Raw genomic sequence first — 12,356 nt, forward strand, 5'->3', positions numbered from 1 at the left:
CAGCCCCATCCCCAACTGGGGGGTGAGCAGTTACGAACAAGGTCTGTTAAATAAGTTAACAACAGATCAAGTGATGGCAACCTATATAAAAAATTTCAGCCCGACACTTGCCTTGAATGCTCAAATCGGTATCATCGGTGTCAGTGACGAATATTTTAGTTTCGGGATTCCGCATACGATCTTGCCGCAATATTCGTTCAGCGTGCAATGGACAGCGACACCCAAGCTCGCGTTCACCGCCGTCGTGTCCCGTTTCGCGGCGCCGCCGACATCGATCATCAGCAATCTGCAGGCCACCGATTCTGCAACCGCGAGCGTTACTTATCACTACACTCCGAAGGTCTTGCTTTCGGCCAATCTGGAAGCTTCTTACTCAACGGGCGCGGCCGGCGCCGTAAGCAGCAATTTGCTGCTCGCCCCTTTTACACAAAGCCAAAGAACCTACGGCGCGGGCGCGAAACTGACGTACACGCTCACGCCGTTTCTGGCCGCCGATCTGAGCTACCAGTACACCAGGTCGATCCAATCCAGCTTAATCACGACGGACAGTTTGATCTTGCTGGCCCTCAACTTCAACCCCTATTGAGACTCCGGATTTGGAGCGCGACAATGCGAACGATACTGCAAATGGTTCGGACCCGGATGCTGAGCGTCGTCGCTCTGGCCTGCCTGGCTCTAACGGGCGGTCCGGCGTACGCCGCGGACGGCGGTCGAGTCCTGACCAAATCCGATGTGGTGACCATCAAAGTGGTGAGCCAACCGGATATGGATACGACCTCGCGGGTCGAACTCGACGGCACCGTACAGTTTCCGTACGTCGGACGCATCAAGGCGGCGGGCCTGACTGAAGACGGTCTGGCGCGCGCGATCGAGCGCCGTCTCGCCGCCCGCCAGATCGTCAACGACCCGCACGTCTTGGTCGAAATCGCCAATTTCGGCTCCGAGGTGAGCGTTCAGGGCGAGGTCGGGGCGCCCGGCCTCTATACCATCGACCGCACCACGACCCTTGCGCAGATCCTGGCGCGCGCTGGAGGCTTGAAAGACAGCGGCTCGGCGGTCGTCGTGCAGCGCGGGGGCCCGAACGGCAAAATCGTCAGGCGCTATGACGGAAAGGATATCCTGTCCGGAAAAATCAACGGGGACCACATTTTGGTCGAAAATAACGACGAGATCTATGTTGAATTGGTGCCGTTCTACTACGTCTACGGCTATGTGGGGAAGACCGGCGAGTTCCCACTCGAACGTCCGCTCACGGTGCAGCAGGCGATCGCGATTGCCGGTGGACTCGCGCCGCTGGGAACGGACTGGCGGCTGAAAATCAAGCGCAAGGCGGCGGACGGGCAGACAGAGGAAGTGCCGGCGTCGCTTGACGACGAGGTGCAGCCCAACGACACCATCATCGTCAACGAGCGACTCTTCTGATTGACCGGAAACTCGAAACCGTGGCAGCGAGTTACTCTCCCGCGGCGTGAGCCGTTTTTCATATCCTCCGGCGCCACGACGCGGCCGGCCATTGAAAGCGCAAGCAGATGACCTTGAACACCAATCGTCAGTCGGACGCCGATATGGTCGCTGTCCATATGGGCATCGATCCGATCGAGCAGCAGATCATGGCCGCGGGCAATCTGAGCGACGCTCAGGTGGAGGCCATCCGGGGCTTTCAGCGCCGCAAAGGCCTGACTTTCGGCGAGGCCGCGATCACCCTTGGGCTGGTCCGGCGCGACAGCCTGTTTCTGGCGCTGTCGAAACGGTACAACTATCCGGTCTTGAGCTTTGGCGGCGACGAAGCCCGCTTTTCGCGCGAGCTCGTGGTCGGCTTTCAACCGTTCAGCGCTGGCGCCGAAGCTTTTCGCTCGGTTCGATCCGCTTTGGCGACGGGGCCGCTTTCGCAAGGCAAGAACGCCTTCGCCGTTATCGGCGCGCACGCGGGCGTCGGCGCAACCTACTTCGCCGCCAATCTGGCCCTGTCCTTCGCTCAGATGGCGGTGCCGACCTTGCTGATCGACACCAATCTCAGAAAACCGAGGCTCTCCTCTCTGTTCGGCGTCGACCCCAAGACCGAGGGGCTGGTGGAGGCGCTGACCCATAGCGAGGCGCACGTCTCGCCGACTGCGGTCGACATTGTGCCAGGCCTTTCTCTGCTGGTGGCCGGCGCCACGGCGCCCCACCCACAGGAGTTGCTCAGCTCCAAGGAATTCCTCAACCTCTCGCAGAACGCCCAGCGCAACTATGGCGTCGTGATCTACGACACGCCCGCGGCGCTGGATAGTGCAGATGCCTATGTCGTCGCGTCGCGGGTCGGGTCGGCCATCCTGCTCGGGCGCCGCAACCGGACCAAAGTCGCTGATATCAAGACCGTCGCTCAGGCGCTGGAGAGCTTCCAGTGCGAAATCGCCGGGACCGTGCTTGGCCGGTTTTAGATCCGGACCCGGGGCTCGCTGGCGGTCACTCGGCGGTCGCCTAGGACGCCAGCTTGCGCAGATAGTCCCAGGCGTACAGGCCTGTGTTGTGGCCGTCGTCGAATACGATCCGAATGGCATAGTTGCCGATCGGCTCGATGTCGACGATCCGCACGTTCTCCTTTCCGAGGACCTTGCGCTTTTGGCTCGGCGCGTGCCCCTGGACCTCGGCGCTCGGACTCTCGACCCGGAGGCGCTCGGAGGTCAGGCTCACGGTCACGCCGTCGTCGAAGGCGATCTCGAGCGTGCGCCCCTGATCTTTCACCACGATGTCGGTCGGCCAGGCCATGCGCGCTTCCCCCTACAAGAACCGGATGCGCGGGGCGGGCTTCGCTCCTGGCGCGCCGGTTTCGAGCGTCTCCGCCACCCGCCGCGCGATCTCCAGGAACGCGCCGGCGTGCGCGCTGTCGGCGAGGTACGCCACGACCGGGCGGCCCTCGTCCGAATTCACGCGGATGGCGATGTCGAGCGGCACCTCGCCCAGGAACGGGACGCCGAGCTTCTCGGCCTCCCGCTGCGCGCCTGCGTGCGAGAAGACTTCGGTGCGGCCACCGCAATGCGGGCAGAGGAAGTAGCTCATGTTCTCAACGATGCCGAGGAGCGGCACCTGAACCTGCTTGAACATGGCGATGCCGCGTCGCGCGTCGATCAGCGCCAGATCCTGGGGCGTCGAGACGATCACCGCGCCGCTGAGCGGCACGTTCTGGGCCATGGTCAGCTGGGTATCGCCGGTGCCCGGCGGCATGTCCACGACCAGCACGTCGAGATCGCCCCAGGCGACCTCGCGCAGAAGTTGGGTCAGGGCCGACATCACCATCGGCCCGCGCCACACGACCGGCGCGCCCTCGTCGATCAGGAAGCCGATCGACATCACCTTCACGCCGTAGGCCTCGAGTGGGACGAGCTTCTGACTATCGGGCGCGACGTCGGGCTTCGCGGAGAGGCCGAACAGCTTCGGCATCGACGGGCCAAAAAGGTCCGCGTCCAGCACGCCGATCTTCAGGCCGAGCTTGGCGAGGCCGACCGCGAGATTGCAGGCGACGGTCGACTTGCCGACGCCGCCTTTGCCGGAGGCCACGGCGATGATGTGCTTGACGCCGGCGATCGGTTGCGCCGCGCGGCCTCCCCGCTGGGCCTGCCCGCCGCCGTGCGCGTGCCCGGGACCGGGAGCGGCGCCCGAGACCGCGCGCGCCGCTTCGGCGGTCAGCGTGACGACGGCGCCGGTCACGCCCGGAACAGCTTTGATCGCGGCCTCTGCCCTGGCGCGCATCGGCTCCATCGCCTTGGCCTCCGCCGGGTTGACGACGATGGCGAGGAACACCTTGCCGTCGCGCACGGTGAGGCCGGAGACGGCGCCCGAGTCGGGCAGGGGCGTCTTCCCGTCCGGCCCGGCAACTTTGGCGAGCGCCGCCATCACCTCGTCGCGAGACGCCATTCGCATCATTCCTTGCTGTTCGTCGAGGCGGCGGCGCGCCCCTCGGGGAACCTTAGATAGGCGAGTAGCGGGCAGGGGGAAAGGGCGGCGCCATCACCCGAACCGGTCTGCCCGGAACGGCGCCGGATCGAGGAACGGCGTCTCGCCGGTCATCATCGCGGCCAGAAGGCGCCCCGTGATCGGCCCGAGGGTCAGGCCCAGGTGCTGGTGGCCGAAGTCGAGCCACAGGCCGGGCTTTCCCGGGAACGGACCGACGATCGGCCGCATGTCCGGCAGACAAGGACGCCGGCCGAGCCAGGGCTCCGCCTCCTTGGGCTCGCCGATCGGAAACATCTCGCGGGCGAACGGCTCCAGCCGGTCGATATGCGCCGACGACGGCGGATCGTCGGCCCTCGCGAATTCCGCGCCGGTCGTGAGCCTCAGGCCGAGCGTCATCGGCGCCACCAGATAGCCCTTCTCGAGGTCGAGCACCGGCCGCCCTAGGCCGGCGTTTCCCCTCGGCTCATAATGTCTATGGTAGCCGCGCTTGACGAAGAACGGCAGCTTCAGCCCCAACGTGCGCGCGAGATCGTTGGACCAGGGCCCGAGCGCGATCACGGCGTCTCGCGCCGCGACGCGGCCCGCGTCGGTCGCGACCATCCAGCCAGCCGCGGCCGGCTCCAGCGTCATCGCGTCGCCCTTCTCGAACCGGCCGCCGCGCTGAACGAACAGCGCGGCATAGGCGCGCGCGAGGCCCTGCGGATCGGGCGTGCTCAGGGGATCGGGGAAATGCGCGCCGCCGCGCCCGGCTTCGCCGACATGGGGCTCGAGCGCCATGAGCCCGTCGCGGTCGAGGAAATTGACCCGGACATCGTATTGCTTCAGCGCCTCGACGTCGCGGCGCGCATTGTCCTCCCCTTGCGCCGTGCGCCAGACCTTGATCCATCCAGTCGGGCGCAGGAGGTCGCTGCGTCCTGCCGCCTCGGCGAGCCTGCGATGCTCGTCCGCCGCGCCGAAAACGAGCGGCTTCATCGCAGCGGCGGTCTCGGCGACGCGCGACGAGTTGGAGAACTGGAAATACTGCCACAGCGCCTGAGCGCTGGCCGGCAGCGCGGCGTAGCGGATGTGGGCGCGCGGGTCGCGGTTCAGCGCCGCATTGGCGATCTCGGCCGGGTCGCGGGGAAAGGTGTAGGGGATTACGGCCTCGCTCTGCACGAGGCCGGCGTTGCCGAAGCTCGTCTCGTCCGCCGCCTCGCCGTGACGGTCGACGAGCGTGACAGTCGCCCCGCGCCCCTGCAGCGCCAGCGCGGCGGAAACGCCGACCATCCCGGCGCCGAGAACGATGACATCGACGGTGCGAGACGGCATGGCGAGGACCTCATGAGGACGGGGGACGCGGTCAATTGCGCCTCGATTCCCGGCGCTTGTTCCTATAGACCGCGCCAGAAACCGAGCAAGATGCGAGCCAAGCCATGATCCCCCGCTATTCCCGTCCCGAGATGGTCGCCGTCTGGTCGCCCGAAACGCGCTTCCGCATCTGGTTCGAGATCGAGGCCTCCGCCTGCGAGGCGATGGCCGAACTCAGCGTGATCCCGAAGGAGGCGGCCAGAGCGATCCGGGAGAAGGGGGAAAGCGCGAAGTTCGACGTCGCGCGGATCGACGAAATCGAGAGAGTGACCAAGCACGATGTTATCGCCTTTTTGACCCATCTCGCCGAGTTCATCGGCGAGGACTCGCGCTTCGTCCATATGGGGCTCACGAGTTCGGACGTGCTCGACACCTGCCTTGCCGTTCAGCTCCAGCGCGCCTCCGACATTTTGATCGCCGACGTCGACGGCCTGCTTGAAGCGATCAAACGGCGGGCCTTCGAGCACAAGCTGACGCCCACTGTCGGCCGCTCGCACGGCATCCACGCCGAGCCGACCACCTTTGGCGTCAAGCTGGCGCTGGCTTACGCGGAATTTAAGCGCGCCCGCGCCCGGCTGGCCGCGGCGCGCGAGGAAATCTCGACCTGCGCGATTTCCGGCGCGGTCGGCACGTTCGCCAACATCGACCCGCGGGTCGAGGCGTTCGTGGCGAAAAGGCTTAACCTGGACCCCGAGCCGGTGTCGACCCAGGTCATTCCGCGCGACCGGCACGCGGCCTTTTTCGCCGCCCTCGGCGTCGTCGCCTCGTCGGTCGAAAGGCTCGCGACCGAAATCCGCCACCTGCAGCGCACCGAGGTCCTGGAGGCCGAGGAGTATTTTTCGGAGGGCCAGAAGGGCTCGTCGGCCATGCCGCACAAGCGCAATCCGGTGCTGACCGAGAACCTCACCGGACTCGCCCGCATGGTGCGCTCGGCCGTGACGCCGGCGCTGGAGAACGTGGCGCTGTGGCACGAGCGAGACATCTCGCACTCGTCGGTCGAGCGCATGATCGGCCCGGACGCCACGATCACCCTCGACTTCGCGCTGGCGCGGCTCACCGGCGTCATCGACAAGCTGCTGGTCTATCCCGACAACATGCAGAAGAACCTCGACCGGCTCGGCGGCCTCATCCATTCGCAGCGCGTTCTGCTGGCGCTGACCCAAAACGGCCTTTCGCGCGAGGACGCCTATACGCTCGTCCAGCGCAACGCCATGCCGGTCTGGCGCGGCGAGGGCGATTTTCTCGCGCTGCTAAAGGCCGACAAGGATGTCGTCAAGGCCCTCTCGCCGGCCGAGCTCGAGGCGCTGTTCGACCTCGGCTATCACATAAAGCACGTCGACACGATTTTTGGGCGGGTGTTCGGGGAGTAGGCGTTTGTCCTCCCCCGCTTCGCAGGGGAGGATACGCGCAACGCCGCGCTCCAATCAGCGCTCCTGCGCCTCCGTCTCCGAAAAGAACCGCAGCATCTCGCGCGAGGCGTCGGGTCCGCGGGGGTCGGTGAACGATCCTTCCGGGTCGCCGCCGGACCAGGCGTGGCCGAGTCCGTCGATCGCCCAGCACTCGGCGTGAGGAACGCCGCGCGCGTCCGTGACGATGGTGCGGGTAAAGGCGCGCCCGCCCGCGACGCCGTCCAGCAACAGGTCCGGCGCCGGATCGGCGAGATCGGCGCGGGCGTCGGCGAGAATCGCCTCGGCGTTCGACGGATGGACAGTGCCGTCGCTCGCGCCGTGGAACACGATGGTCGGGACGCGCTTCTTCGCCCGCCGCGTGCCCGGCGCCGGCTTCGCGCCGCCGCGCATCGCGGCGAACGCCGACGGCAGGTCGGCGGCCGCGCCATGCGGCAGCCCCGAGTGGACGCCGGCCGCGGCAAAGAGCTCAGGATAGGTCGCGCTGAGGGTCGCGGCCATGGCCCCGCCGGCCGAAGGGCCCGCGACATAGACGCGCGCCGGGTCGACGGCGAACTCCGCCATGACGGCGCAGGTGATGCCGGCGAGGATCGCCGGCTCGCCTTCGTCGCGCCTCTGGTGGCCGAGATCGAACCAGTTCCAGCAGGCGGCAGGGTTGGCGCTCGCCGCCTGTCCCGGATAGGCGACGATGAAGCCGCGCTCCTCGGCGAGGCGGTTCATGCCGGTGCCGACCGCGAAGTCGTCGGGGTGCTGGGTGCAGCCGTGCAGCATGATGATCAGGGGAAGCCTACGACCCTTGGCGCCGCTCGGAACATAGACCTTGTAGTCCCTGGCGCCCGCCGCGCAGGCGAAGCTTCGCGCGAGATAGGCGGCTCTTTCCGGCACGACGACGGTCGGCGCCTTCCTTAAACCCGACAACGGGGCCAAGCTGGGACGGAGGCCGGAAAGTTCGGCCTGACGCAGGAGTCTCAGGACTTCTCCGAGCCGCCGCCGTGGGCGCCCGGAAGGGCGTCGCTCCGTCGCGGCCTCGCCCGAGTCCGTGTGCGCGCGCTGCTGCGGCGGTTTGACCGCATCCGCAGTCCGGGTTACTTCGGGGGGGGGCGGCGGGGCCAGCGCGCGCTCGCGCGGCTCATCGACCGGAGGCGCGGCGGGGCCTGAGCCCACGAGGGCGCGCTGGACGACCCTCGTCGCCTCCATCAGATTTTGCGCGCGCGTGAGGTGCAGGGCCTGACGAATGGTCGCGCTGAAGTCGGTTTTGATTGTCGGATCCTTGTTGAGGAAAAGCTGCCACGGCCGTTCGACCGCATCCGCAGTGCGGGTGGCTTCGGGCGGGCGCGGCGGAGCCGGCGCGCCTTCGCGCGGCTCACCGACCGGAGGCGCGGGGCGTTGCAAGTCGGCGATGGCGCGCTGGATGACCCGCGTCGCCTCCATCACTTTTTGCGACTGCGTGAGTTGCAGGGCCTGAAGAATGGCCGCTCTGAAGTCGGGGCTCATTGTCTGATCCTTGTTGATGAAGGGCTTATGGGCGCGATCACGCGATGCGATCGGCGAGCGCGGCCTTGATTTCCTTGCTGGCGTGGAGAGCGCCGAGGACGGTGATCGATTCGATCGTCGCCCGCGCGAGTTCCGGGGTGACGTCGTCGTCGATGGTCGCAAGCCCGAGCACCTGGATCTTGAGCCGGCCGCCCTGGGCCTTCACCGCCTCCAGCTCTTCGCGGCCGAAGCGTCTGAGGCCGAGCTCGAGGGTGTTCCGCACGATCGACTGCTTGACCGCGTCCGTATGGGAGGCGAGCTGGTTGCGGATCGCCGTTCGGATGAAGTCGGTGCGATTGGAATAGAATCCCTCGCGCACCAGGAGGTCGATATGGCCGAGGTCGACGAATCCCAGGTTGATCGTGATCTTCTCGCTCTCGCCTTGTCGGTCTTTCAGTCGGTGAATCTCTCCGGTCATTTTCCATCCTTCAGCCATCCAAGTGGATGGTATGTGGATGGCAGAACGAGGATTGCAAGAGGTCGGCCGGGTCAGCGGTGGAAAATGTCTCCACTGCGCCACGCCGCTCCCGCCGGCGTCCCGCTTCTGCGTCATGCTGCGCGGCGCTATGCTGGCGGACACCGGCAGGCGGGGGACGGCGCCGCCGCCGGCGTTCGATCAACTCAGGCCGTCGGCGAAGAGGCCCGCTTGTCGAAATCCGAGGCGCCCGAACCGGTCCGCGAGGCCCACGCCATGGTGGCTGGGATGAGGCCGGTCCTCGACGCGGGCGAAGTCGTCTTCTGCACGACGGCTGACGGGGCCCTCGCCAGGAAAGCCCAAGCGCATGCGCTCGGCTCGTTCCGCGAGGCGGAGGGCGTGTCGCTGATCCTGCCCAGCGCCGCAGCCGAGGCGTTGGGCTTCCCGGTGGACCTGCCCATGCGACGGATCGAGCTCAGCGTGAATTCCGCCCTCGACGGCGTCGGCCTGACGGCGGCGGTCGCGTCCGCGCTGGCGGGGGAAAGAATCCCCTGCAACATCGTCGCCGCCTTCCATCACGACCATGTCTTCGTGCCCGCCGGCTTGGCCGAGCGGGCGCTGACGATCCTCGAGGCTCTGCAAGCCGACGCAGCGCGGAACGGCCTGCCATTCCGGCCGCGCGGCGCTGGCGCATGACGATCGACGCGTAGCGCTCCTCTTAGTGGGCCACGCAGACTACCACCGCTTTCGCGTTCGGGTCGCCTTCGCAGGCTGCGCCAGCCGTCCCGTCGATCCGGAGATTGCCGACTCCTCCGGCGCAGTAGGCGCTGATCATGACCTCGGTCGCGCTACAGGTCGCAGAGGCCTGGCCGACGATCACCCGGATGTCGAGGCTGGGGCCCGGGGGTCCGGGATCGCCCTTCGTCCCTTGCGGTCCGACCGGTCCCGCCTCGCCGTTGGCGCCCGCCGGTCCCGCGGGGCCGGAATCGCCCTTCGGCCCTTGCGGCCCGACCGGTCCCGGTTCGCCTTTCGGCCCCGATGGCCCGATGAGCCCAGCCAGTCCTCGCAGACCCGGCGGCCCGATTGGACCGGCGGGGCCCGGGGCGCCGAGGGGGCCCTCCGGCCCCGCAGGCCCGCGCGCCCCCGCGTCTCCTTTGGGTCCCTGCGGCCCTGGAGGTCCGGCGGGCCCGGCCGGGCCCGTTTCTCCCCTCTGACCTTGCGGTCCTGGAAGGCCCTCTGCGCCGGCGTCGCCATTCCGCCCCGGCTCGCCTCTCGGTCCTTCCGGTCCGACAATTCCGATAGGACCCATCTCGCCCGCGGGCCCGGGCGGTCCGGCCGGCCCTGTCTCGCCGGCGTCGCCCTTTGGCCCTTGGGGTCCGACAGCGCCGGCCTCCCCCTTCGGCCCTTGCTCTCCGGCGACTCCCCGCGGCCCCGGCTCGCCTCGTGCGCCTTGCGGACCGGGCGGACCCTGAAGGCCGGTCGGTCCTGGCGGACCAGGAGGCCCGGCGACGCCCTGCGGCCCCTCACGACCAGCCTCTCCCTGGTCGCCCTTGTCGCCCTTGGCGCAGCCGCCGAGGATGAGCGCGATCGCCAGGACCACGCTCGCAATCACCATCGGCCCCTTGCCCATCGACCCCCTCCGCGGCTCCCTTTCCCTGAGGCAAGCGTGACGCAGCGGTCGCATGCCCGCAAGGCCGTATCCCATGTCGCAAAGCCGCGACGCGGGGCTCGAAGCGGACGCGTTACGCTTTGCGCGCCATGGCCACGCCTGCGCCGGCCTCGGCGGGATGAGCCATGCTCGCGTGCAGCTTTCGAAGCGCGTCGAGCGCCGCCTGGGTCTCATGCGTCCAGGGCGTTGCGCGCGTTCCGCCCTCGCCGAGCGCAACCGACATGAGGAGCTGCTCGGACGCGGCGAGGCGCTCGCCCTTGGCGTCGAACAGTTCGAGCCAGACACGCATGCGCTTGTCGTCATGTTCAAGCAGGCGGCATGAGACGGCGAGGGCGTCCCCCTCCCGCGCCTCGCGGAAATAATGGAGCATCATCTGGAGGGTGAAGAGGCTCTGGCGGGTGCGCTTGCGCGCCGCAGCGTCGAGCCCGATGCGGTCCATCAGCGCGTCGACCGAGCGGCTGAACACCAGCGCGTAGGCTGCGTCGTTCATGTGGCCGTTGTAATCGATCCAGTCGCCCGCGACCGTGGTCGCATAGACATCGAGCGGCGCGTGCGGCTTGGCGTGCGCAATCATTCCTGCCTCCCTCCGACCTAAGAATTTTGCCCCCGCGCACGGCGCAGCGCAATGGGGGCGTTCAAAGGATTTCGTCGCTGTGCGAACGGCGGCCGATCTCTCCCTTGGTCGTCAAGCGCGTCGTCACGCCGCTGATGGTTCTGGCGGCTGCCCTCGCTGCAGCCGCAGGCGGCCCGGTCGGCGGCCCTCCCGCTGACCTCAGGGGCCCCGTCGCCCAGATTCTCGCATGTCGAGCGGCCGGCTTTCGCCCCCTTGAGGCCGCGGGCGCTCGCCGGCGCTGACCAGACAAACCTCGAGCACGAGAAAACCGGGTCGGGCCGCTCCGTTTGCGTGATTGGAGAATGGCGACCTTTGCTTGCGGAAAAACAGAAAACCCGGTATGATCCCATCATGCGAACATCAAACGAGGCGCAATCTGACCGATACCGCCCCTGACGGGACGCGGCCTTTTGATGCGGGGAGGGGCCGCATGACGAATAAAATCGGCGCGAGGTCGCGCGTAACCCATTGAAAAGGCTCATTTCGGTCGAGAGAATCCAAGGAATTCCAAGAGAATCCAACCATCAAAATCCGAAGATTCGCGGAGCCGGCGTCTCTCTCCGCGGAGGCCTGAGGAAATCCAAATGTCTCGCGCCGACGGCATCAGGCGACCGGCTCTTTTGGCCTCCCTCAATGGAGTCGTCGCCATGCCCCGTCGACAGACGAGGGCTTTGCACCCTGCGGATCGTCGATGACGGAGCCGGTTTAACCTGAAAACATCACGCTCTAGTCCTGGTCGCCCTCGTCCTCGTCGGACGAGTCATGATGATGGGGGGGAGGGCCCATGTCATGGCCCCGGCGGCCCATGCGCATCATCTCGCGCGACAAAAAGCCGAACATCTGCTTCTGCTGGTCGTCGAGGCTGGCGTAAAGCGGCTTGCCGGCGTCCGCGATCTTTTTCAGCGCTGCGCCGACGTCCGAGAGTCGAGTGGCCATCCTGTCGAGCCGGTCGATCGGCGAGGGGGGCGGCCCCGCCTCGTCCTCGTCGGCGTCCTTTTCCAGGCGCCCCATCATTCGCTCCATGCGCGCCATGTGCGACTGCGCGAAGTCGCGTACCGCCGCCTCGAAGGGCCCCCAAAGTTTCTCCTGGTCAGGCGTGAGCTTGAGGCCCGCCTTGAGGCCGGCGAGCCGCGCGTCGAGCATCGCCTCGCGGTCGTCGATCCAGCGCTGCATCCATTGCGGCGCATCCTGCGCAGGGGTCGCGGCGAGAGCGGTTGGGGTCTGGGCTCCGGCGCCCGCGACCGCAACGAGCGAGGCCGCCGCCGCGACGAGCGCCGTGAACGACGCGCGAATGGACGATGTCATAGGCGTTTCTCCGCATGATCTGCCGCCCGAGAAGCGGGCGTCCGCGGACTCAACACGCACACCATGGAGAGTTGATGACATCCGCCCGGTGAAAGGTTGAGAAAGAAGACGCGGCCGAGGGGGGCGGCCGCGTCT

Annotated in this window: 13 protein-coding genes; 5 read left to right on the forward strand and 8 right to left on the reverse strand. The window is 67.3% G+C overall.

Going from position 1 to position 12,356, the window contains the following annotated elements; genetic code table 11:
* From ACLP25_RS21695 to ACLP25_RS21705, 3 genes are all read left to right on the forward strand, one after another.
* The coding region (locus tag ACLP25_RS21695; RefSeq protein ID WP_442471218.1) for a hypothetical protein at window positions 1–586 on the forward strand (586 nt) is incomplete at its 5' end.
* A gap of 56 nt (window positions 587–642) precedes the next feature.
* A complete protein-coding gene (locus ACLP25_RS21700; protein WP_442471219.1) occupies window positions 643–1,422 on the forward strand; it encodes a polysaccharide biosynthesis/export family protein in 780 nt (259 codons plus the stop codon).
* 107 nt (window positions 1,423–1,529) lie between these two features.
* Complete coding sequence (locus ACLP25_RS21705; protein ID WP_442471220.1) at window positions 1,530–2,420, forward strand: cellulose synthase operon protein YhjQ/BcsQ; 891 nt, start codon at window positions 1,530–1,532, stop codon at window positions 2,418–2,420.
* Window positions 2,421–2,460: 40 nt separating this feature from the next.
* Here ACLP25_RS21705 and ACLP25_RS21710 read toward each other — a convergent pair whose 3' ends face one another.
* The 3 genes from ACLP25_RS21710 to ACLP25_RS21720 all read right to left on the reverse strand — a co-directional run bounded on the left by ACLP25_RS21710 (window position 2,461) and on the right by ACLP25_RS21720 (window position 5,241).
* Entirely contained in the window at window positions 2,461–2,748 is a 288-nt protein-coding gene (locus ACLP25_RS21710; protein ID WP_442471221.1) for a gamma-butyrobetaine hydroxylase-like domain-containing protein, read from the reverse strand.
* A 12-nt stretch (window positions 2,749–2,760) separates the two neighbouring features.
* Entirely contained in the window at window positions 2,761–3,900 is a 1,140-nt protein-coding gene (locus ACLP25_RS21715; RefSeq protein WP_442471230.1) for an Mrp/NBP35 family ATP-binding protein, read from the reverse strand.
* Between the two features lie 87 nt (window positions 3,901–3,987).
* The gene (locus ACLP25_RS21720) at window positions 3,988–5,241 is read right to left on the reverse strand and encodes an NAD(P)/FAD-dependent oxidoreductase (protein ID WP_442471222.1); all 1,254 of its coding nucleotides are present in this window, start codon (window positions 5,239–5,241) and stop codon (window positions 3,988–3,990) included.
* A gap of 104 nt (window positions 5,242–5,345) precedes the next feature.
* Here ACLP25_RS21720 and purB point away from each other — a divergent pair, with 104 nt between their 5' ends.
* The gene (purB, locus tag ACLP25_RS21725; RefSeq protein WP_442471223.1) at window positions 5,346–6,650 is read left to right on the forward strand and encodes an adenylosuccinate lyase; all 1,305 of its coding nucleotides are present in this window, start codon (window positions 5,346–5,348) and stop codon (window positions 6,648–6,650) included.
* Between the two features lie 54 nt (window positions 6,651–6,704).
* On the opposite strand, the gene ACLP25_RS21730 is transcribed toward purB, so the two are convergent.
* Both ACLP25_RS21730 and ACLP25_RS21735 read right to left on the reverse strand, forming a co-directional pair.
* Window positions 6,705–8,180, reverse strand: a complete 1,476-nt coding sequence (locus tag ACLP25_RS21730) for an extracellular catalytic domain type 1 short-chain-length polyhydroxyalkanoate depolymerase (protein ID WP_442471224.1) — start codon at window positions 8,178–8,180, stop codon at window positions 6,705–6,707.
* A gap of 37 nt (window positions 8,181–8,217) precedes the next feature.
* The gene (locus tag ACLP25_RS21735) at window positions 8,218–8,637 is read right to left on the reverse strand and encodes a CopG family transcriptional regulator (protein WP_442471225.1); all 420 of its coding nucleotides are present in this window, start codon (window positions 8,635–8,637) and stop codon (window positions 8,218–8,220) included.
* A gap of 228 nt (window positions 8,638–8,865) precedes the next feature.
* On the opposite strand from ACLP25_RS21735, the gene ACLP25_RS21740 reads away from it, so the two are divergent.
* On the forward strand, window positions 8,866–9,330 hold the full coding sequence (locus ACLP25_RS21740) for an ACT domain-containing protein (protein ID WP_442471226.1): 465 nt from the start codon (window positions 8,866–8,868) through the stop codon (window positions 9,328–9,330).
* A 22-nt stretch (window positions 9,331–9,352) separates the two neighbouring features.
* On the opposite strand, the gene ACLP25_RS21745 is transcribed toward ACLP25_RS21740, so the two are convergent.
* The 3 genes from ACLP25_RS21745 to ACLP25_RS21755 all read right to left on the reverse strand — a co-directional run bounded on the left by ACLP25_RS21745 (window position 9,353) and on the right by ACLP25_RS21755 (window position 12,221).
* On the reverse strand, window positions 9,353–10,264 hold the full coding sequence (locus ACLP25_RS21745) for a hypothetical protein (RefSeq protein WP_442471227.1): 912 nt from the start codon (window positions 10,262–10,264) through the stop codon (window positions 9,353–9,355).
* A 112-nt stretch (window positions 10,265–10,376) separates the two neighbouring features.
* Window positions 10,377–10,877 (reverse strand): thioesterase family protein, encoded by a 501-nt coding sequence (locus ACLP25_RS21750; protein WP_442471228.1) that lies wholly within the window; start codon window positions 10,875–10,877, stop codon window positions 10,377–10,379.
* A gap of 765 nt (window positions 10,878–11,642) precedes the next feature.
* Window positions 11,643–12,221: a Spy/CpxP family protein refolding chaperone gene (locus tag ACLP25_RS21755; RefSeq protein ID WP_442471229.1), complete on the reverse strand. Its 579-nt coding sequence runs from the start codon at window positions 12,219–12,221 to the stop codon at window positions 11,643–11,645.
* Window positions 12,222–12,356 lie beyond the last annotated feature (135 nt).

Origin of the sequence: Roseiarcus sp. (assembly GCF_052145395.1) — a bacterium.
Taxonomy (GTDB): domain Bacteria; phylum Pseudomonadota; class Alphaproteobacteria; order Rhizobiales; family Beijerinckiaceae; genus Roseiarcus.